Origin of the sequence: Microbispora hainanensis (assembly GCF_036186745.1) — a bacterium.
In the GTDB taxonomy this organism is placed as follows: Bacteria; Actinomycetota; Actinomycetes; order Streptosporangiales; family Streptosporangiaceae; genus Microbispora.
In genome coordinates, this window is the sequence record NZ_CP108086.1 from 1,824,922 (window position 1) to 1,845,601 (window position 20,680).

Consider the following 20,680-nt stretch of genomic DNA (forward strand, 5'->3'; position numbering starts at 1 on the left):
CCAACACAGTTGCTAGCTCTGGGAGACGATCGTGGCCATTTTGTCGAGGGCGGTGATCGCCTCCGGGGGGTTGGCCACTTGGTCGGCCATGAACGCGAAGGTCAGCAACCGGCCCTCTGATGTGTACGCGATGCCCGCCAGGGTGTTCACCCCGTTCAAAGTGCCCGTCTTCGCGCGCACCATTCCGGCGCCGGCCTTCGTATCGGACTTCGAATATCGATCGTGGAGAGTTCCGGTGAAATGCGCGACCGGCAGGCCGCTGATCAGCGAATGCAGCTCCGGATGGGCGGGGGACGCCGCCACGGACAGGATGTGGGCGAGGGCCGTCGGCGTGATCCTGTTCCTGGTGGACAGCCCGCTGCCGTCGTGGACCTCCACACCGCCGCCCACGCCGAGGCGGGTGAGCACGCGCCCGACCGCCGTGGGCACGCCCTGGAAGGTGTGCGGGAGGCCCTCCTTGATGGCGGCCTGACGGGCGAGCGCCTCGGCGAGGTCGTTGTCGCTGTGGGTGAGCATCCGCTCGACGAGCGCGTAGATCGGGCCGGACTCCACCCGGGCCAGCTCCTGCGCGGTGGGCGCCGCCTTCGCGGAGTCGACATCCTTGCCCACCTTGATGCCGTTCTTCCTGAGCAGCGTGGCGAACGCGTCGGCGGTGGCCTGGGCCGGGTCCGGATAGCGGGCGCCGTTGGCGGCCCGGCCCTCGTCCATCATGAGCGCGGACACCGGGGCGACGCTGCCCTCCGGGATGTACGTCGGCTTCCAGCCCGGCGCCGTCCGCGGCCCGTTGAACAGGGACGCGTCGTACGACAGGTCAACCGAGGTGACCTTGGCCGCCTTGAGGGCCTTGGCCGTGCTCGACGCCAGCCGGGCGAGCGACGCCGGGCGCGGGTAGGTCTTCTCCTGCTCGGCGGCGCTCGTACGCGGACCGGCGAGGGTCGGGTCGCCGCCGCCGACCAGGACGATCGACCCCGCGGAGGCCCCCCGTACGACCCGGGTGGCCAGGCGGGCGTCCGGTCCCACCGTGGCCAGCACCGTCAGCCCGGTGACGAGCTTGGTGGTCGAGGCCGGGGTGATGGCGGTGCCCGAGCGGCCGTCGAAGATCGGCGTTCCCGTCGCGACGTCGAGCACGATCCCGGCCACGCTGCCGCCGAGGGCGGGGTCACCCATCGCAGCGGTGAGCCGGGTGGTCAAAGTACCCTTGGCGGGGAGAGCCCCGTCCCCCGCCGCGGCCAGAACCGGACCCGCGGTCACCAGGGGGATCGGGGTCGGCTTCGGGGACGCGACCGGAGCCGGGGTCCTGTCGGCGTCATGGGTGATCCAATAAGTGCCCGCGAGGACGACGAAGATCTGCAGCAGGGCGAGGGTGGCCACCACCATCCACCGCTCACGTCGCACCACAACGCCCTCATTTCGCGCCGACCTTGACCACGCCTACGAGACATTAACGCCAGCCCGGGAGACCGGGGACTCATGCGGAGGAACGAGTGGAGTTCGACGTTGTCGTTGAGATCCCCAAGGGACAACGGAACAAGTACGAGGTTGACCACAAGACCGGCCGCATACGTCTGGACCGCCTGCTTTTCACGTCTACCCAGTACCCCGCCGACTACGGGTTCATCGAGAACACCCTCGGTGAGGACGGAGACCCGCTCGACGCGCTGGTCCTGCTCCAGGAGCCGACTTTCCCGGGTTGCCTGATCCGCTGCCGCGCTGTCGGAATGTTCCGGATGACCGATGAGAAGGGCGGCGACGACAAGGTCCTGTGCGTTCCCGCGACCGATCCCCGGATGGAGCACATCCGTGACATCCACCACGTCGCGGAGTTCGACCGGCTGGAGATCCAGCACTTCTTCGAGGTCTACAAGGACCTGGAGCCCGGCAAGTCGGTCGAGGGCGCCAACTGGGTGGGCCGCACCGAGGCCGAGGCCGAGATCGTCGCCAGCATCCAGCGCTTCCAGGAGACCGAGCACCACGACGAGGAGCACTAGGTCAGCCGGGCCTGGTGGCGCCGACCAGATCGTGGCGCCAGATGGGCGAGATGCGCACCACGTCCCCCGTCTGGGGGGCGTGGACCATCATGCCGCGCCCGATGTAGATGCCCACATGATGGATGTCGCCGGGATTCTTGCTCAACCGGCCGTAGAAGATGAGGTCTCCGGTGCGCAGATCCTTGAGCGGGACGTGCCGTCCCGACGTCCACTGCGTGCCGGTCCAGTGATCGAGTGAGACCCCGGCCCGCTGCCAGGCCCGCATCGTCAGCCCCGAGCAGTCGAACCCGGACGGGCCTGCGGCGGCCCACACATACGGCTTGCCGATCTGTTTGAGCGCCCATTGGGCGGCCATCTCGCCGGGTCCCGACCCGAGCCGCCCGGCCCAGGCCGGCGGTTTCAGACTTCTGCGTGCGGGGAGCGCCGTCCGCCGCGCCACGTGCCGGGCCTTGGCCCTCGCCTCTTTCAGCTCGTCGACGCGGTCGCGCGCGGCTTCCAGGCGCTTGGAGATCTCCGCTTTCTCCTGCTCGATCTTCTTGGTCTGTTCGAGCTGTTCTTCGACGGCCCGCTGTGCCGCGTCCCTCGCCTGTCGCACCTCTTCGGCGCTCTGCGACTGCTCGGAGTAGGCACGGGCCGCCTGTTCTCGGAGGATCTCGAAGACCTGTTGCGCGTCTTTCAGCCGTTGCAGCGAAGCGGCCTGCTCGTCGCCGAGCTGCGTCAGCACGCTGGCTCTTCGCAGGAAGCCGTTCACGTCGCCGATGCCGCCGAGCATGGCCGCGGCGGATGGTGACAGCCGCAGCGTGCCGTACCCCTCGGCCACCCTCGCCGCCACCTCTCCGCGCAGCCGCGCGACCTGGTCGGCCGCCTGGCGGACCCGCCGCGCCGACTGCTCGTATGTGGCCTGCGCCTGCTCAAGCTGGACGAGCTGCCCGTTGTACGCCTCCACGAGCCGCTCGGCCTCGGTGTTCAGCGCCTCACGGCGGGCCTGCGCGGCGGCGAGATCGGCCTCTGCCTTGCCCAGTTCCTTCGCGCGCTCCTGCACCTGCTGCCGCGCCTTGGCGACGTCCTTCGCCGACGGTTTCGGATCGGCTCCCGCCGGTGCTCCGAAGGTCAGGACGAGACTTGACCCGAGCCCGGCGACCAGCCCCGATGCTCTGAGGAGTGGCAATTCCTTCCCCTTCCCTGCTCCACTCCCCTCACTTCCCGGCGACTACTCTCCGTACACATTTAAGTTACGCCCAGTAATCAACCTATGCGGTAGATCGTCCCGTTTAGGCGGGGAAAGCCTTTCGGGGTCCTCCGGGCCCTCCCGTCCCTGGGATGCTGGAGGCGTCACGCCGCTCCGTCGCGCGTTCGGAGCCGCCGTCCCGGGCGCCTCCGGGCAGAGCCGGCGGGGAGCCGCCGTCCCGGCCGGGGCGAGCGGGAGCCGGACCGTCGCGGTGCGAGCCGCCCCGGACGGGGCCACGGGGCTTGGACCGCGGCGAGCCGTCCTGCCTGACGCGCGGCGTCTTCCCGCCGCTCGGCGTCTTTGTGCCGCCTCCGGCGGCTTGTGCCTTACCGCCGCCCGGCGTCTTCGCGCCACCCGGTGCTTTTCCGCCGCCTGGCGTCTTCGCGCCACCTGCGGCGGCCGGTGCCTTCACGCTCGCGGGGTTCCGTGGCCTTCCGGCCGGGAAGCCCTGCGCACCGGCTCCGGCCGCGTGCGCCACTGGCCGGCCGCCGTGTCCGATCCGCCACGGCGGTACGGAGGAGGGCCCGCGGTGGTGAGCGGAGAGCTTGCGGGAGGGCACGGACGTCGGCGGCCAATTTATGGGCGTACGGGGATGATGCTGGTGGTCATGCCAGGGCGGGCGGTGTCCGGGCCAGTGCGCGGGAGGTGGTCCGCCCCTGGGCGGCCACCCCGGGCGGGGTCCGCCGGGGCCGTGCCCACCAGAGCCCGGCCAACCGGAACCGGGCCAACCCGAGCCGCCAGGGGTCGGGCCGGTGCCCGGAGTGCCGGGGGTGACGGGGGTGACGGGCGTGATGGTGGGCTCGGGCGTCGGGCCGGACGGCGAGACGCCCGAGCCCTGCGAGGACGACGTCGCGGGATGCGCGGACGGCTGCCCGTGCGGCGCGGGCCGGTGCGGCCGGTTGGCCGAGGGCGGCACAGGGGCGGGCAGCGGCGCCGGGCGCGGCAGGGCGACCGGCCGCGCGGGAGGTACGGGCGCGACCGGCTCGGCCAGACCCGGGGAGACCGAAGGCACAGGCGAGCCCTCGTCGGCCCCGTCTGCCTCGGTCCCGTCGGCCCCGCCGGTCCCGTCGGTCCCGCCGGTCTCGTCGGCCTCGCCCGGCGACCCCTCGGGAGAGGCGGCACCGGACGGGCCGGCCGACGCCTCCATCGGGGGAAGCCGGAGCGGGCCGATCGTGTCGGCGGCCTGCTCGCGCAGGTCACCGGCGAACTGGGCGAACACGAGCGCGATCGTCGCCACCGCCGCCAGTGCGGCCACGGCCCCCGCCACCGCCTGCGCCAGCCTGCCCTCGCGACGGCCGGCTCTCGGGAAGCCCGCGGCGTTGAGCCTGCCGACGCGCTTGGCGACGTACCGCCGATAGGGGACGAGCTCGGGGTCGATGAAGCTGCTGAGCACCCGCACCCGCAGGGTCTCGGGCAGGGCGATCTGCGGGAGCAGGCCGAACACCTTGGCCGGGGAGATCTGCCGGACGCGCTGGCGCGCGCAGGTCTCGCACCGCGCCAGATGCCGCAGGAGCTGGGCCCGCGTCTGCGGGGTGAGCTCTCCCGTGAACCCCGCGAGGATGGCGGAGGCCCGCGCGCAGTCGTGGGTGGCACGCCGGGCCAGCAGCTCGACGGTCACCGTCTCGCGCAGGCGTTCGGTGGCCGCGTCGAGGAGCCCCTCGGCGTACCGCTCGCCGGCGCCGAGCACGGCGGCCAGGTCCCGGCCCGCCAGACCGTGCCGGGTCACGAGTTCGAGCACCTCCCGGTCTTCGACCGACAGCGCGCCCACGGCGCTGCTCGCGACCAGGCGCAGGTCGGCCTCGGCCCCCTCGGCGGTGACGCCGGGGAAGGGCACGGTCACGACGGGGATCGGCCCGGTGTCGGGGCCGTCCTCCTCCGCGTCCGGCGTACGGCGGCGCATGCACTCGCCGCGGGCCAGGGCGTACAGCCAGGGACGGAACCTGTCCGGGTCGGCCAGCGAGCCGACAAGGGCCTCCGCGGCGATCAGCGTGTCGCGCAACGCGACCTGGGCGGCGTCGGGCCCGGCCAGCAAGGTGCGGCAATATCGGTAGAGATTGCCCGCATATGTGTCATAAAGGGCGGCCAGCGCTCCCGGATCCCGGGCCTGCAACGCCTCGACCAGGACGCCATCATTCATATAACTGAGAGTAAATGCTCAGTAACTCCCCGCTCCACCCATTCTTGCGAAGTGGCGCTCCTACATCGTCAGCTTTTACACTCCGCTATCCCGTTAATTTGCCGGAGTTCGCCGTTTTATTTCACGACTAATCGCGAAAAATCCGGCCCATGGCACAAGACGCCGTACGGGCGTCTGTCACTCCCGCACAACCATGCCCGCCTCGGCGCAGCCGCGGGTGAGCGCGTCGAGGCCGAAGGCGTCCACCGGGCCCAGGGCGCCGGTGCCGTGCACCCCCTCGGCCAGCGCCGTCGTCGCCGCCCACGCCAGCACACCGGCCGTGAACTCGTACGGATCGCCGCCCGCCAGATGGACGGCGGCCAGGCGGCGGCCTGCCGCGTCGTACGCCTCGGCCACGATGTGCGATGACACGCCCACCGCCGCAGGCGCCGCGCTCCCGCCCGTACGGAGCACCCGATCGGCCAGCGCGTCGGTCGCCCGCCGGACCCCCGGCAGCGCGGCGATGACGGGCGTGGCCTTGGCCAGCACGCCCGCGACCCTGGTGAGCCCACCCAGCCAGCCGAGATAGACGTTCACCTCGCGCAGGCCGGGATGGGCGGGCGGCAGCGTGAAGTGCTCGGAGGCCCCGATGGCCAGGCCGTGCCGCACGCGGCCGTCCACCAGGAACTTGCGGGTGCGGCCATACTCGGGGACGATCCGGCCCTCGCGGAAGCCGTACATCGGTTCGAGGACCATTCCCAGCGCGGAGGCGCGCGTGCCGGCGCTGGCACGCCGCGCCGTGCCGCTGCCCTCCACGAAGTAGCCGACGTCCACGCGGACGGCTCCCGATCCGGCCTTGCGCAGGGCCAGGGACGCGGCGAGGTTGCCGGGCACGTAGTCGTACCCGAAGGCGGTGACCAGGGCCGCGCCCCGGGCCGCCGCGGCGGGGCCGTACCGCTGGAAGATCCGCTTGACGAACGTGGGCTCTCCGGCGGTGTCGAGGTAGACCGCGCCCGCCTCGGTCGCGGCGGCGACCGCGGCCTCCCCCCACCGGACGAACGGGCCGACGGTCGAGATCAGCACGTCACCCGGGCTGACGATCCTGCGTACGGACTCGGGGCGGCCCACGTCGGCGATCGCGATGGGCAGTCCCCCACCCAGCGCGTCGGCGAGGGCGGCGAGCCGCGTCTGGTCCCGGCCGGCCAGCAGCGGCCTGGCCCCGCGCGCGGCGAGCGCCTCGGCGGTGAGCCTGCCGGTGAAGCCGGTGGCTCCGAACAGCACGATCCTCGGGGTGGCCATCCCGCTACGGTAACCCGCCCGTCCTGTCAAGATCGTCAGTGGGCCGCTCACTGGCGCCGGTCGTTGGGCGGCGGATATCCACGGTCCTTGTCGAACGGCTCCGTCGTCGGCGGGATCGTGTGCAGCGAGACGGCTCCCGCCTGCGCCAGGTCCTCGTATGTCTTGGCGGTCGAGCCCCAGGTCGTGGCCTGCACGTCGGTCGCGCCGGCCGTTCCGCGCACGCCATCCACGGTGATGACGAACCTGCGCTTGCCCCCCGGCCGCACGTCGTCCACGTAGGACGTGGCCCCGCCGACGAGCTTGCCCGCCGCGTCACGCAGCAGGGCCGTGACGGCGAGGGCGGCGGCGGGCTTGCGGAACGGGTTCACCACGTAGCCGGTGACGAGATAGGACCCGTTCGTCAGCTTGTCGGTGCGGACGTCCGAGATCGGGAACTTGAGGAACGCCGACGGGGCGCGCGGGATGGACCGCCACGAGGCGGGGCGATAGTCGATCTTCACGCGGACCGGCTGGGCGGAGCTCGGGGCCTGACCGCTGAAGGCCAGCGGGCGGCCGGGCGGCACGGCGTCCAGCGGCTGCTCCAGGTGGACGACCTCCTTGCCGGCGGCGTCCACGGCCGTGATCACGGCGACGGCGTTCTCCCCGAAGTGCCAGCGGTTGGGGTTGCTCAGCACCCCCGCCCAGGTCACCGCATATCCGGCCCCCGAGCGTACGATCGAGGACACCTGCTCCTTGAGGGCCAGTGGCTGGGGGCCCTCCTGCTTGTCTTCCCTCGCGCACGACGCCATCGCCAGCGCGGCGAGGGCGAGTGCGACGGTCATGTGGCAACGTCGCGTCACTTAGCCGTCATAACCGCTGAATGGGACGCCACCTCCGGGACACGCGCACTCCCGCCGCTATCTTTACCGGCCGTCTATCGCGGGCGGACCACGCCTGTCTCGCCCGGCCATGCCTCTTTTCCCGGAAGGCGGAAGTATGGAGACGGGGACATACCGGAGGGAGGAGGACACGGTGGATCTCGGGGAGCTGGGGTCGTTCCTGAGGTCGCGCAGAGACCGGCTTCGTCCGGAGGCCGTCGGCCTGCCGGGCGGCAGCCGGCGACGGGTGCCCGGCCTGCGCAGGGACGAGGTGGCAGAGCTGGCGAGCCTGTCCGCCGACTACTACACCGAGCTGGAGCAGGGGCGCGGCCAGACCCCGTCCGAGCCGGTCCTGTGCGCCCTGGCCCGCGCGCTGCGCCTGGACCCGGACGAGACCGCCCACCTGTTCCACCTGACGGGCCATCCGGCGCCGTTCGGGGCGGAGCCCGTGCAGATGCAGGCGGCGCTACAGCAGCTCATGATGCGGCTCGACGACACCCCCGCCATGGTGATCACCGACATCCACGAGGTGGTAGTGCAGAACCACGCCGCGCAGGTCCTCGTCGGCCCGCAGGCGGGGCCGACCGGGATCAGGGCCAGCTTCCTCTATCACTGGTTCACCGACCCGGCCACCCGCGACCTCTATCCCGCGGACGACCACGACTACCACTCCCGGCTGCTCGTCTCCGATCTGCGCGCCGCGGTCGCGCGTCGTGGCCCGGCGGACGCCGTCAGCCGCGCGCTGGTCGGCCACCTGCTGGACGTCAGCGAGGAGTTCGCCGGGCTGTGGCGGGCGCACGAGGTCAAGGTGCGCCACGAGGAGTACAAGCGCGTGGTGAATCCGGTGCTCGGGACCCTCAAGGTGACGTGCAACAGCATCGTCACCGCCGACGCCGCCCAGCGGCTGCTCTGGTTCGTCCCCGACGACGCCGGTGTCGTGCCGAGGCTGCACGAGCTCGACCCCGCCGACGTCTGGCGCGACACGCCCGGGCCGGCGTTCGGGCTGGTCAGAGGCCGGGATTGAGGCTGGGGCCGAGGCCGGGGGAAGCCGGGGTCGTGTCGAGGCTGGGGTTGAGCACCCCTGGCTGTCCCGGAGCAGGCACAGCACGCTGGTCAAGGCGGCGCGGGGGCGTCGGCCGCGACAGACGGAGGAAACCATGCGTGCAGCACTCGCCACCGGGGCCGGCGCCCCGTTGTCCCTGGTCGAACGTGAGATCCCGGAGCCGGGCCCGGGCGAGGTCCTGATCAGGGTCACCGCCTGCGGCCTGTGTTTCACCGACCTCAACCTGCTTCGCGGGCACTACCCGTTCGCCCGCTTCCCGGTCGTTCCCGGCCACGAGATCACCGGCACGGTCGCGGCGCTCGGCAGCGGCGTCACCGGACTGTCCGTGGGCGACGCGGTCGGGGCCCAGTTCCTGTACGACTCCTGTGGTCACTGTGACTACTGCGTGTCCGGCGACCAGATCCTCTGCCCGGCCAAGCGCATCACCGGCATCACGAACGACGGCGGCTACGCCGAATACGGCCTGTTCAAGAGCGGATATGTGACCCCGCTCCCGGCCGGGCTCGACCCGGTGGCCGCGGCGCCGCTGATGTGCGCGGGCCTCACCGCGTTCAACGGCCTGCGCCGGGCCGGTGCCACGGCGAACTCCCGGGTGGCGGTCATCGGCGCCGGCGGCATCGGCGCCCTCGCCGTCCGGTACGCCGTCGCGATGGGCGCCCGGGTCGCCGTGATCGGCCGCTCGGCCGAGGGCGAGGCGGCCGCCAAGGAGCTCGGCGCGGAGACGTACGTGGCGAGCCGCGACACCGACCCCGCCGCCGCACTCAAGGCGTGGGGCGGCGGCGCGGACGTCATCCTGAACGCCGCCCCCTCCAACGAGGCCGCCTCCGCCGTCCTCACCGGGCTCGCCCCGGACGGCACGCTGGTGCTCTGCGGCTACGACAACACGCCGCTCACCCTCAGCGCCCAGCCGATGGTGCTCAACCGGCTGCACGTCATGGCGTCCCCGTCCGGATCGCCCCACGATCTGCGCGACACGCTGGCCTTCTCCGCCCGGCACGGCATCCTGCCCGCGGTCACGCCGATCGGCCTCGACGGAGCCCCGGAGGCTCTCGACGCCATGGGCAGCGGGTCCGGCGGCGGCCGCCGCGTCATCACGTTCGCCTGACTCGTGTTCGCCTGACTCCAAGGAACACCGATGAGCAAGACCATTCTGATCACCGGTGCGAGCTCCGGCTTCGGCGCGCTGTCCGCGCGCGCCCTGGCCCGCGCCGGGCACACCGTGTACGCCGCCATGCGCGCCACCACCGGGCGCAACGCCCCTCGCGTCGCCGAGGCGGCCGAATTCGCCAAGGAGCACGGCGTCGACCTCCGTACGGTCGAGCTGGACGTGCTCTCGCAGGAGTCGGTGGACGCCGCGGTCGCGACCGTCCTGGCCGAGGCGGGCGCCATCGACGTGGTCGTCCACAACGCCGGCCACATGGTGCTCGGCCCCACCGAGGCGTTCACCCCCGAGGAGCTCGCCGCCGTCTACGACACGAACGTGCTGGGCAGCCAGCGGCTCAACCGGGCGGTCCTGCCGCACATGCGCGAGCGGGGGCACGGCCTGCTGCTGTGGATCGGCTCCAGCTCCACCAGGGGCGGCACCCCGCCCTACCTCGCGCCGTACTTCGCCGCCAAGGCCGCGGCCGACGCCTTGGCGGTGTCGTACGCGGCCGAGCTGGCCCGCTTCGGCATCGAGACCACGATCGTCGTCCCCGGCGCGTTCACCTCGGGCACCAACCACTTCGCCAACGCCGGACACCCGGCCGAGCAGGCGGTGATCGCGGCCTACGACGAGCGGTACGGCGCGCTCATGGAGCAGGTGGGCGAGCGGCTGGCCGCGCTGCAGCCGCCCGGCGCCGACGCCTCACTGGTCGCCGACGCCGTCGTCCAGGTCGTGGACACCCCGCACGGCACGCGGCCCTTCCGGGTGCACGTGGATCCGGTGGACGACGGGTCGGCCGAGGTGAGCGAGGTCGCCGACCGCGTCCGCGCCCGTTTCCTCACCCGCATCGGGCTGGCGGACCTGCTGCACCCTGTCTGATCTTCTTCCGCGCCTGACCTTCTCCGGCGCCTGATCTTCTCCGGCGCCTGACCTTCTCCGGCTCGGCTATCGGGGGCGGACCACGCGCGTCTCGTCCCAGACCGGCTCGGGCGACTCGTACACCCGCCCGTCGGAGCCGAAGACCATATAGCGGTCGAAATCGGCCGCGAACCAGCGGTCGTGCGTCACCGCCAGCACCGTGCCCTCGAAAGCGTCCAGGCCCTGTTGCAGGGCCTCGGCGCTGGCGAGGTCGAGGTTGTCGGTCGGCTCGTCGAGCAGCAGCAGCGTCGCGCCCGACAGTTCGAGCAGCAGGATCTGCAGGCGGGCCTGCTGACCGCCCGACAGCGTCTCGAACCGCTGCTCGGCGACCCGCCCGGCGAGCTCGTAGCGGGCCAGGGCCTTCATCGCCTCGTTCTTCAGCCGGGCGTGCTCGGTCATGACGATCTCGCAGGGCGTACGGCCGAGCAGCTCGGGCCGGGCGTGGGTCTGGGCGAAGTGCCCGGGGACGACCCGCGCGCCGAGCCTGACCGTGCCGGTGTGGCGCACGTCCTCCCCGGCCAGCAGCCGCAGGAAGTGCGACTTGCCCGAGCCGTTCGAGCCCAGCACGGCGACCCGCTCGCCGTACCAGACCTCCAGATCGAAGGGCTTCATCAGCCCGGTCAGCTCCAGGCTCTCGCAGATCACGGCTCGTTTGCCCGTACGGCCGCCGCGCAGCCGCATGCTGATGACCTGGTCCTTCGGCGCGAGCTCCGGCGGCCCCGCCTCCTCGAACCGGCGCAGCCGGGTCTGCGCGGCGTGGTAGGCCGGGGCCATGCCGTCGTTGTATGTGGCCTTCTGCTTGAGCATGACCACCAGGCGCTTGAGCTTGGCGTGCTCCTCGTCCCAGCGCCTGCGCAGCTCGTCGAGCCGCTCGTTGCGCTCCCGCCGCGCCTCGGCGTACGTCGCGAAGCCGCCGCCGTGGATCCAGACGTTGCCGGACTCGACCGTGACGATCCGGTCGGCGGCGTTGGCGAGCAGCTGCCGGTCGTGGGAGACCAGCAGCACGGTCTTGGGCGTCTCGCGCAGCGCCGTCTCCAGCCACACCTTGCCCGGCACGTCGAGGTAGTTGTCGGGCTCGTCGAGCAGCAGCACCTGGTCGGGCCCGCGCAGCAGGGCCTCCAGCACCAGCCTCTTCTGCTCACCGCCCGACAGCGTGGCGACCTCGCGATACTTCACCCTGTCGTACGGCGTGCCGAGGGCGGCCATCGTGCAGGCGTCCCAGAGCACCTCGATGTCGTAGCCCCCGGCGTCGGTGTAGTCGGTGATCGCCTGGGCGTACCGCATCTGGGTCTTCTCGTCGTCCCGCTCCATCATCGCCAGCTCGGCGGCGTCGAGCCGTTCGGCCGCCGTCCTGACCCGTTGCGGCGCGACGCTGAGCAGCAGGTCCTGCACCGTGCGGCCGTCCCGGATGTTGCCGACGAACTGCCGCATCACGCCGAGCCCGCCCGAATGGGCCACCGTGCCCTCGACCGGCTGGAGATCGCCCGCGATCATCCGCAGCAGGGTCGTCTTGCCCGCGCCGTTCGGCCCGACCAGGGCCGCCTTGACGCCCTCCCCCACACGGAACGACACGTCGTTCAGGAGCGTCCTGCCGTCTGGCAGCACATGTGTCAGATGCCCGACCTCGACGTGTCCCACAGCGGCGTTCCCTTCTCGCTCCTGGCGCAGGCTACTTGCCGGGTTCACGATCGGCATCCCAATTCCTCGGCGGCGGCTTCGAGCTGAGTGGCGGCACGCGGGCGAGGCGCACCCCTGGTGGCCCGGCGCCCGGTCTTTTCCGCAGTGCCGGGGTTCCTTGACCTGGTGGCGAATCGTCCGGAAATAGCCTGGCTTTTCAGGGGATTTCCGAGTCAAAGGGGCCGGATATGTCAACGAATCCGATCCTCGACTGCCCGCTCGACCAGGTGCCGGAGGGCCCGGAGTTCATCGAGGCCGCCATGCGATGGCACTTCAGCCCCGAGACCGGCTCGCCGTACTGGCTGGAACGGGCGAAGACGCTCGGCTTCGACCCGCGCGAGGACGTGCGCACCTTCGAGGACCTGCGCCGCTTTCCCAACGTGGCCAACGAGCTGCGCGGCGTCCGGGTGGAGGACCTGATCCCCCGGGGGTACGGCCCGGACGCGGACGTCATCGGCGTGTACGAGAGCGGCGGCACGACCGGGCCGCCCAAGCGCGTGGTGCTGCTGCGCGACTGGATGGAACGGCTGATGCACCACACCGAGAAGGATCTGCAGGTGAAGGGTTATCCCGAGAGCGGCCACTGGCTGGCGCTCGTGCCGACCGGGCCGCACGTCTTCGGCGAGCTGGTCCGCTGGCAGGCCGCGCGGCGGGGCGGCGTCCCCTTCACCGTCGACATGGACCCCCGATGGGTCAAGAGATGCATCGCCGAGGGCCGCGCCGACGAGGCCGAGCGCTACGCCGAGCACCTGGTCGACCAGTGCGCCCACATCCTGGAGACCCAGGACGTGCGGGTCCTGGTGACCACGCCGCCGCTGCTGACCCGGCTGGCCCGCAGGAACGCGCTCATCGACCTGATCAACGCGAAGATCGACGTGATCGGCTGGGGTGGCGCGCACATGGATCCCGACACCCACTATCTGCTCCGCACGGAGGTCTTCCCGGACGTCAAGCTGTACGGCACGTACGGCAGCACGATGATCCTCGGCGGGCTGGGCGAGCGCATCGTGCCGCCGGAGCAGGACATCGTCATCTTCGACGCCTTCTCCCCCTACATCACGTTTTCCGTGATCGATCAGGAGAGCGGCGCGCCCGTCCGATACGGCGACCGCGGCCAGGTGGTGATGCACCACGTCAGCAAGAGCTTCCTGCTGCCCAACAACCTCGAACGCGACCTGGCCACCCGCGTGGCGGCGCCGCCGGGGCAGCTGGGCGACTCCGTCGCCGACGTCGGCCCGCTCCCCACCTTCGAGAACGAGCAGGTCATCGAGGGGGTGTACTGATGGACGAGCTGATCCGGCTCGACGCGCTTGGAGCGGGCGGGGCCTATCACAGCCGCAGCCGGTTGACGATCACCGAGCTGACCGGGACGCCGGTCGCCGAGCTGAGCCTGGTGCCGCGGCTGTTCGTGCAGCGGACGATGGCGGCCCTGCGCGAGGCGCGCACCCTGCCTGCCCACGATCGGGCGGCGGCCCTCGCCCGCGCGGGACGGCTCTTCGCGACCGGCGTGGTGGACGGCATCCCGGCGGAGAGATACCAGCACATCGTCAGCCGCGTCTCCGGGATGCCGATCACCGTGGTCCGTTCGGCGACCGAGGGCATCGGGCGGCGCGCCGCCGAGGCGTACCGCACCACCCGGTACGCCCGTCCGCAGGGCGCGGTGGACGACTGGCGCGACCCGCTCACCCGCAACGGCCACGCGGTCTGGACCCGGCGCGGCGACGTCTTCGCCGTACACGCCGCGGGCAACCACCCGGGCGTGCACACGCTGTGGCTGGAGGCCCTGGCGCTGGGCTACCGGGTCGCGGTGCGGCCGTCGCGGCGCGAGCCGTTCACCCCGCACCGCCTGATCACGGCGCTGCGCGAGTCGGGGTTCGGCGACGACCAGGTGGTGCTCCTGCCGACCGACTACGCGGTGGCCGACGACGTCATCCGCGACGCCGACCTCGCCATGGTGTACGGCGGCGAGGAGGTCGTGAACAAGTACGGCAACGACGTCAGGGTGCTGCCTCAGGGCCCGGGACGGTCCAAGATCCTGCTCACCGGACGCGACTGGGAGTCCCATCTGGGGACGATCGTGGAGTCGATCAGCGCCTTCGGCGGGACGGCCTGCGTGAACGCGACCGCCGTCTTCGTGGAGGGCGATCCCGCACCGGTGGCCGAGGCCGTCGCGGAACGGCTCGCGGCGATCCCGAGCCTGCCGCCGGAGGACGACGGCGCGGTGCTGCCCGTCCAGCCGGTCGCGGACGCGCACGCGATCGAGAAATACCTGCTCGACCACGTGAACGGCGCGACGCCCGTGCTCGGCGGCGACGGCGTGGTGGACGACCTGGGCGACGGCAGCGCGGCGCTGCGGCCGGCCGTCTTCCGGGTGAACCGGCCAGATGCGCCCCAGACGGGCATCGAGCTGGCGTTCCCCTGCGTGTGGTTCGCGCCCTGGAGCCGGGCGGACGGCGTCGAGCCGCTCAGGAACACGCTCGTGCTGACCGCGATCACGGATGACGAGGGGCTGGTCGACCGGTTGGTGGAGGATCCGTCGATCAGGAACGTCTACCTGGGGGACACCCCCACCTATCTGATGCCGCCGTGGGTGCCGCACGACGCCTACCTCGGCGAGTTCCTCATGCGCACAAAAGGTGTCATCCGCACTTAGCGCGCTGTGCGCCCTTAAACAACCGCAAAAGGCCCAGTAGATTGCGGGCATGCACAGGACGAGACGGTGGCGGCGCCGCCTGCTGTGGACGCTCGCCGTCGTCGTGGTGCTCGCCGTCGTCGCCGTCGGCGGCGCGGGCTGGTACTACTCCGGCCTGGTCATCGACCCCGTCCACACCTCCGGCTATCCCCTGGAGGTGACGGCCGTCGACGGCGACCAGGTCACCATCAAGGGCGGCTCCGACACGGCCGCCCCCGGCACATACGGCCTGACCTGGGCGGACGGCAACGCGCTGCTGGGCCAGGTGGTCACGAGCGGGGCCGGCACGGTGACCAGGAAGGTCGCCGAGGTCGTGCGCGGCGAGCTGCGTCCCGGCGTGCGGGCCTACTTCGACCGCTGGCTGTGGGGCCACGGGACCCCGGCCGCCGCCGGCGTGCCGTACACGGACGTGAAGATCCCCTCGCCGCTCGGCGACTTCCCCGGCTGGCGGACCGAGGGCACCTCCACGACCTGGGTGATCGCCGTACACGGCCGCAACGGCGGCCCGGCGGAGGCTCTGCGCGTGCTGCCGGTCTTCCACAGCCTGGGGATGCCGGTGCTGGGCATCACCTACCGCAACGACGAGAACGCCCCGGCGAGCGAGGACGGCAAGCTCCACCTTGGCGCCACCGAATGGCAGGACGTCGCGGCGGCCATCACGTACGCCAGGAAGCAGGGCGCGACCGGCATCGTCCTGTACGGCTGGTCGATGGGCGGGGGCATCGTGCCGATGACCGTGCGCAACCTGCCCGGCGAGCCGATCAAGGCCATGATCCTCGACAGCCCGGTCATCGACTGGCGGGCGCCGATCGCCCTCGGGGCCGAGCAGATGGGCGTGCCCGGCTTCCTCGTATCGGTGGGCGAATGGGTCATCGAACGACGCACCGGCGTGTCCTTCGACGACATCGACCACCTGCGGCACGCCCGCGAGTTCACGATCCCCACGCTGGTCTTCGTGGACGACGACGACGCGACCGTGCCGACCGGTCCGGCGCTGCGGTTCGCCGAGGCCCGCTCCGACATCGTCAGGCTCGTACGGACCAGCGGAGGCGGGCACACCGGCTCCTGGAACGCGGACCCCGGGCGTTACGAGCGTGAGGTCAAGGAGTTCGTCTCGTCCCTGTGACAGGAGCCGGGGACCACGACGGTCATCGAGCCGCCGACCGGGGTGAAACAGAGCCGTTCGTACACGCGCCCGGCCGGGTCGCCCTCAGACACGGCCAGGCCCGGCCGTCGGCCGCCGCCCTCTCCCGTACGGCGGCCGGCATGCGCGTGCCGAGGCCGGAGGGCGTGCGGGCGGGATGGCGGAAGACCTCCACCACCCAGGGCCGGCTGTGGTGGAGCATGACCGGCACGCCGCCCGCCCCGGTCAGAAGCACGCGTTCCACACGAGGGAGGATCTCGGAGCCCGACGAGGCCGGGCGACACCCTTTTCCGGACCGGAAGCTCCGCCGCGTCTACGTGCAGGGATGACCCACTTCCTCCGGGGTTGAGCATGGGCTTCGGAGACGGAGTCGGAAAAAGATGGCGTGGCCCGGGAACAACAACTCCGGACACGTGGTTGGATGAAGTGTGGCCGGTGTGCAGGTGTCCCCGGGCCTCACCTAATTTGCCTTCGCGGACTACCGTTCGGCTGGAGCCGCGTTGTGCCTTTCGCCGAGAGGCGACCCGGCACCGGCACCACACGTGCGGGACCCCGGCAGGAGATCCTCCTGCCGGGGTCCTGGCGTCTACGGGGTCTTCCGATGTCTCTGCGGAGTCTTCTCGGCGGTGAACGGTTCACCGCCGCAGGACGCCTGAGCCCTGCGGATATCAACCTCCTTACCCCTTTGCATCCACTTTTGTCGGCTGAGGGTGACAAGATGCGTCCGTGCCTGATTTGGATCCGCAGTCGATCGCCTCCTACTGGGACGCGGAGGCAGACACCTTCGACGACGAGGCCGACCACGGGCTGCGCGACCTCCGGGTCCGCGCGGCCTGGGCGGGACGGCTGCGGTCCTGGATGCCGCGGCCTCCCACCGACGTCCTCGACCTGGGTTGCGGCACCGGGTCGCTGACGCTGCTGCTGGCCGAGCAGGGGCATCGGCCGGTGGGCGTCGACCTGTCCCCCAGGATGGCCGAGACGGCCCGGGGCAAGCTGGCCGCCGCGGGCTTCACCGCACCCGTCCTCACCGGCGACGCGAGCGACCCGCCGGCCGACGCCGGCACCTCCTTCGACGTCGTCCTGGCCCGGCACCTGCTGTGGACCCTGCCCGCGCCGGAGCACGCGTTGCAGACCTGGATGGGCCTGCTGCGCCCACACGGCCGGCTGATCCTCATCGAGGGCAACTGGCAGGCCTCCGGAGACGGCCCGCCGTACGTGCCGGGCGCCCACTCTCTGCCCTGGCTCGGCGGGGTGAGCGCCGAACCACTCGTCGAGGTGCTCCGGCCGTACGCGTCGAGTGTGGCGGTGGAACCGCTGACCGACCCGGTTCTGTGGGGAAAGCCCGTCCACGACGAGCGATACGCCGTCATCGCCCACCGCTGAGCTGCGTAATTCGCGGAAAACACACAATGCCGATTCCGTAAACGTCTCGGCAATTAGTCGAAGCATATTGCCGGCGAAATGCGCGGGCAAAGCGCGGCCTGGTCATCGCGTCGTAGCCGACAGCCACGTCCAAGGGCGCACATGGAATTCCGCAGCGGTCGGCCCGGGAGGGGTCAACTCGCCTGGACGGGCTCCGGAGGCGTGTGCCAACGATTGAGATACGACCCGATCGCTGATCGGAGAGGAGTATCTCTATGCACGGCACTCGATTCTCATTACTGCTGGGTCCGGCAGTCCTGTCCGCAGTCACGCTCTGGCCGGCCATCGCATCGGCCGCCACCACCGCCCACCCCACCGGCCTCGCCGCCGCGCTGAGCGCGCCGCGGGCCGACGAGCCGAGCACCGACCTCGGCGAGCAGTCGGAGGAGGCGGCCCGGGAGAGCGGACGCGCGTACCAGGAGGAGAGCGGGTACGGGCGGGAGAGCGCCCAGGAAGAGGAAGGTTCGTCGGGCGAGGAGTCGAGCGGCAGCACCCAGTCGGAGAGCGACCTCGGCCATCAGCGCTCGCGGTCCTCGCTGAACGAGTCGTCACTGGGCCAGTCGTCGCTGCGCGAGTCGTCACTGAGCCAGTCGTCGCTCAGCGAGCAGTCGTCCAGCCGTCCGATCAGCTACACGCGGACGATCACGTACCAGCGCCCGGTCACGCAGACGCGGATGGTGACTGAGAGCCGTCCGGTCACGTTCACCCGGCACGTCACCTACCAGCGCCCGGTCACCGAGACGCGTACGGTCACCCGGATGCGCCCGGTCACCGAGACGCGCCAGATCACCTATCAGCGTCCCGTGACCTACACGCGCATGGTCACCGAGACCCGGCCGGTCATCCACCAGGAGACCTTCCAGCGTCCGGTCACCCAGACGCGGTACGTCACCGAGTCACGTCCTGTGACGCGGTACGTCACCTATCAGCGTCCCGTGGTGAAGTACGTCACCGAGCGCCGCGCGGTCACCCACCAGGAGACCTTCCAGCGGCCCGTCACCGAGACGAAGTTCGTCACCGAGACGCGCCCGGTGACCCGCCAGGAGACCTTCCAGCACCCGGTCACGCAGACGCGCTTCGTCACCGAAAGCCGTCCGGTCAGCTACACCCGGATGGTGCCGGAGACCCACGAGGTGAAGTCCACGCACTGGGTCACCGAGAGCCGTCCGGTCAGCTACACGCGCATGATGACCTACCAGCGCCCGGTCACCGAGACGAAGTACGTCACCGAGTCGCGGCAGGTCACCAGCTACAGCCGGCCCATGATGCACCAGTCCTCCTCCAGCGGCAGCAGCGAGGAATGCGACTGATGAGCCGGGAAGCCAAGCCCTGACATCCAGTCGGGCCACGAGGGGCACGAGCGGTTCCCGCCCGTGCCCCTTCCGCACGTGCGCCCAGCGTCATTCGTCGAAGACGTCACAGCGCCTGGAGTCGTCCGGGTCGTCCCTCAGACACCCTTCGTCCACGGCATTGGACACCCCGGGCAGATCGATCGCCGCACTCAACACGGCCTGGGGGTCGGCGCCGGGGACGAGTTTCAGGCGGAAGGACTCCGGCATGTCCTCGACCCTGGTCGCCGCCGGCAGCGCGGGGTCCGCCTCGCTTCTGCGGAAGTTCTCGAACGCCGTCCGTGCTCTGCCCCACCCCCATGACCAGGGCGATCTCGGCGTCCGCCAGGTCGAGGTAGTAGCGCAGCACCAGCGCCTCCCGCTGGCGCCGGGGCAGCCGGGCCAGCGCGAGCAGCACCGCGAGCCGCACCAGGCCGACCCGGTGCTCGCGATACAGGCCCGCCAGATCGGCCCGGGGAGGCGGTGCGGGCGGAGCGAGCGCCGTCGGCCATAGGGATTCACGATCCATGCAGTGTGAACGCGCACCCCCGCCGATCCGCTGCTCGCGGATTTCCGGCCGCACACGTGCGAAGGCCCCTCCGGACGATGGTCCGGAGGGGCCTCGCGACGTCGCGCCTGGTGTCACGCCTGACCGGTGTGCATCGCCCGCCGGCTCAGTTCCGCGTGCTTCCGAACAGGCAGAACGGGCAGAACGGTTCGCGCTGGACGCACACCTTCACGGAGTCGCTGTCGTTGGCCGGATCGAGGTCGAGCTCCTCGCCGCCGACGGTGGCGGTGTTGACCGTCTCCGCGACCGCGGTGGCCTTCGCGCGGACGACCAGCGTGGCCGTCGCGCCACTGGCCAGCGTTCCCACCGCCCACGTGCCCCCGGCGTACGTGCCGGTCGACGGCGTGGACGACAGGAAGGCGAGGTTGGCGGGCAGGACGTCCTTGACGGCGACGCCGGTGGCGTCGTTGGGCCCGGCGTTGGCGACCGTGACCCGATAGGTGACGGTCTCGCCCACGGTGACCTCGGTCCGGTCCGCGGACTTGACCACGCTCAGGTCGACGGCCGGGTTGACCTCGGTGACGGACCAGATGGCGCTGGACATCGGCGCTCCCTCGGGCCCCGTCCAGCAGCCGGGATCGGCAACTTCCTCGACGACATCTTCTTCGGCACCCCGGCGTCGGTGCCGAGACGCCCGCGGTGGGACAGCCGCCAGTAGAGCTTCTGCCCGGGGGTCGTCGGGCGGTCCTGGTAGAGGGTCGAGACCTGGTTGGCGTTGAGCTCCGCGAACTGCGCGCCCTCCGCCGCCGGAACGTTCATCCGGGGGCTCCAGATCTCGATCCTGTGGTCGGTGGCGGTCGTCCGCCAGCCCGGCACCGCGTTGGGACCGCTCTGCGAGGCGTCCGGCAGCGAAGCCCATGTCCCGGTGACGACGGGCCTCTCGAACCCGCCGTTGACCAACGCCACCTGCTCGGGGCACGACGCGGGGTTCGGCGCCGCCGCCCGCGGCGTCACCGTGGCCGCGGCCTCGGTGCGTACGGGCGCGGCTCCGGCGAGGACCGCGTCGGACAGCGTCAGCGGGACAGCCGCCGCCACCAGGGCGGCGATGGGATAACACATCCTGCGGATGCGCCTCATCGATCAACGTCCTCTCGTCGTGGCGATTCACCAGGCCGTACGACCGGCGCCGGCACCGCACGGAAGATTCGTGCGGCGGGGACGAGAGGAGCGGCACGACACGTGCGGCCGTGCCAACAGTTGGCCGGACTTGTTCTCTGCCGACCCTGCGCAGGGAAG

19 protein-coding genes and 1 pseudogene are annotated in these 20,680 nt (G+C 71.4%); 9 read left to right on the forward strand and 11 right to left on the reverse strand.

Going from position 1 to position 20,680, the window contains the following annotated elements:
• Window positions 1-12: 12 nt before the first annotated feature.
• Window positions 13-1,398, reverse strand: coding sequence for a D-alanyl-D-alanine carboxypeptidase/D-alanyl-D-alanine-endopeptidase (gene dacB, locus OHB01_RS08290; RefSeq protein WP_328855179.1), 1,386 nt, complete (start codon window positions 1,396-1,398; stop codon window positions 13-15).
• Between the two features lie 86 nt (window positions 1,399-1,484).
• On the opposite strand from dacB, the gene OHB01_RS08295 reads away from it, so the two are divergent.
• Window positions 1,485-1,988, forward strand: a complete 504-nt coding sequence (locus tag OHB01_RS08295) for an inorganic diphosphatase (protein WP_142651425.1) — start codon at window positions 1,485-1,487, stop codon at window positions 1,986-1,988.
• A 1-nt stretch (window position 1,989) separates the two neighbouring features.
• On the opposite strand, the gene OHB01_RS08300 is transcribed toward OHB01_RS08295, so the two are convergent.
• The 4 genes from OHB01_RS08300 to OHB01_RS08315 all read right to left on the reverse strand — a co-directional run bounded on the left by OHB01_RS08300 (window position 1,990) and on the right by OHB01_RS08315 (window position 7,452).
• Entirely contained in the window at window positions 1,990-3,156 is a 1,167-nt protein-coding gene (locus OHB01_RS08300; protein WP_142651426.1) for a C40 family peptidase, read from the reverse strand.
• A gap of 103 nt (window positions 3,157-3,259) precedes the next feature.
• Window positions 3,260-5,353, reverse strand: a complete 2,094-nt coding sequence (locus OHB01_RS08305) for a hypothetical protein (RefSeq protein ID WP_328855180.1) — start codon at window positions 5,351-5,353, stop codon at window positions 3,260-3,262.
• Window positions 5,354-5,530: 177 nt separating this feature from the next.
• The gene (locus OHB01_RS08310; protein WP_142651428.1) at window positions 5,531-6,631 is read right to left on the reverse strand and encodes a saccharopine dehydrogenase NADP-binding domain-containing protein; all 1,101 of its coding nucleotides are present in this window, start codon (window positions 6,629-6,631) and stop codon (window positions 5,531-5,533) included.
• Between the two features lie 47 nt (window positions 6,632-6,678).
• Window positions 6,679-7,452, reverse strand: a complete 774-nt coding sequence (locus tag OHB01_RS08315; protein WP_328708941.1) for an FxLYD domain-containing protein — start codon at window positions 7,450-7,452, stop codon at window positions 6,679-6,681.
• Between the two features lie 154 nt (window positions 7,453-7,606).
• Between OHB01_RS08315 and OHB01_RS08320 the strand changes: the two genes are divergently transcribed.
• The 3 genes from OHB01_RS08320 (at window position 7,607) to OHB01_RS08330 (ending at window position 10,574) form a co-directional block, all read left to right on the forward strand.
• Complete coding sequence (locus OHB01_RS08320; protein ID WP_328708940.1) at window positions 7,607-8,512, forward strand: helix-turn-helix transcriptional regulator; 906 nt, start codon at window positions 7,607-7,609, stop codon at window positions 8,510-8,512.
• 133 nt (window positions 8,513-8,645) lie between these two features.
• Window positions 8,646-9,656, forward strand: coding sequence for an alcohol dehydrogenase catalytic domain-containing protein (locus OHB01_RS08325; protein WP_142651431.1), 1,011 nt, complete (start codon window positions 8,646-8,648; stop codon window positions 9,654-9,656).
• A 30-nt stretch (window positions 9,657-9,686) separates the two neighbouring features.
• Entirely contained in the window at window positions 9,687-10,574 is an 888-nt protein-coding gene (locus OHB01_RS08330) for an SDR family NAD(P)-dependent oxidoreductase (protein WP_142651432.1), read from the forward strand.
• 66 nt (window positions 10,575-10,640) lie between these two features.
• Here the strand turns inward: OHB01_RS08330 and OHB01_RS08335 are convergent, their stop codons facing one another.
• A complete protein-coding gene (locus tag OHB01_RS08335; RefSeq protein WP_142651433.1) occupies window positions 10,641-12,251 on the reverse strand; it encodes an ABC-F family ATP-binding cassette domain-containing protein in 1,611 nt (536 codons plus the stop codon).
• Window positions 12,252-12,478: 227 nt separating this feature from the next.
• Between OHB01_RS08335 and OHB01_RS08340 the strand changes: the two genes are divergently transcribed.
• Genes OHB01_RS08340 through OHB01_RS08350 form a run of 3 tightly spaced genes read left to right on the forward strand, consistent with a single transcriptional unit; the run spans window position 12,479 to window position 16,108 of the window.
• Window positions 12,479-13,573, forward strand: coding sequence for a phenazine antibiotic biosynthesis protein (locus OHB01_RS08340; RefSeq protein ID WP_142651434.1), 1,095 nt, complete (start codon window positions 12,479-12,481; stop codon window positions 13,571-13,573).
• The gene (locus OHB01_RS08345; RefSeq protein ID WP_142651435.1) at window positions 13,573-14,943 is read left to right on the forward strand and encodes an aldehyde dehydrogenase family protein; all 1,371 of its coding nucleotides are present in this window, start codon (window positions 13,573-13,575) and stop codon (window positions 14,941-14,943) included. The genes OHB01_RS08340 and OHB01_RS08345 overlap by 1 nt, the downstream gene beginning before the upstream one ends.
• Before the next feature lie 49 nt (window positions 14,944-14,992).
• Window positions 14,993-16,108, forward strand: coding sequence for an alpha/beta hydrolase family protein (locus tag OHB01_RS08350; RefSeq protein ID WP_142651436.1), 1,116 nt, complete (start codon window positions 14,993-14,995; stop codon window positions 16,106-16,108).
• Between the two features lie 22 nt (window positions 16,109-16,130).
• On the opposite strand, the gene OHB01_RS08355 is transcribed toward OHB01_RS08350, so the two are convergent.
• Window positions 16,131-16,370 (reverse strand): hypothetical protein, encoded by a 240-nt coding sequence (locus tag OHB01_RS08355; protein WP_328855181.1) that lies wholly within the window; start codon window positions 16,368-16,370, stop codon window positions 16,131-16,133.
• Between the two features lie 482 nt (window positions 16,371-16,852).
• Between OHB01_RS08355 and OHB01_RS08360 the strand changes: the two genes are divergently transcribed.
• On the forward strand, window positions 16,853-17,509 hold the full coding sequence (locus tag OHB01_RS08360) for a class I SAM-dependent methyltransferase (protein WP_221890017.1): 657 nt from the start codon (window positions 16,853-16,855) through the stop codon (window positions 17,507-17,509).
• A gap of 254 nt (window positions 17,510-17,763) precedes the next feature.
• Window positions 17,764-18,858, forward strand: a complete 1,095-nt coding sequence (locus OHB01_RS08365) for a hypothetical protein (protein WP_147943952.1) — start codon at window positions 17,764-17,766, stop codon at window positions 18,856-18,858.
• 90 nt (window positions 18,859-18,948) lie between these two features.
• Here OHB01_RS08365 and OHB01_RS08370 read toward each other — a convergent pair whose 3' ends face one another.
• The 4 genes and pseudogenes from OHB01_RS08370 to OHB01_RS08385 form a co-directional block, all read right to left on the reverse strand.
• Entirely contained in the window at window positions 18,949-19,107 is a 159-nt protein-coding gene (locus OHB01_RS08370; protein ID WP_328710966.1) for a hypothetical protein, read from the reverse strand.
• A gap of 121 nt (window positions 19,108-19,228) precedes the next feature.
• Window positions 19,229-19,405 (reverse strand): annotated as a pseudogene (locus tag OHB01_RS08375) (hypothetical protein); the annotation flags it as partial.
• A gap of 145 nt (window positions 19,406-19,550) precedes the next feature.
• The gene (locus tag OHB01_RS08380; RefSeq protein ID WP_328855182.1) at window positions 19,551-19,988 is read right to left on the reverse strand and encodes a DUF11 domain-containing protein; all 438 of its coding nucleotides are present in this window, start codon (window positions 19,986-19,988) and stop codon (window positions 19,551-19,553) included.
• Window positions 19,937-20,521 (reverse strand): hypothetical protein, encoded by a 585-nt coding sequence (locus tag OHB01_RS08385; protein WP_205831052.1) that lies wholly within the window; start codon window positions 20,519-20,521, stop codon window positions 19,937-19,939. The genes OHB01_RS08380 and OHB01_RS08385 overlap by 52 nt, the downstream gene beginning before the upstream one ends.
• Window positions 20,522-20,680 lie beyond the last annotated feature (159 nt).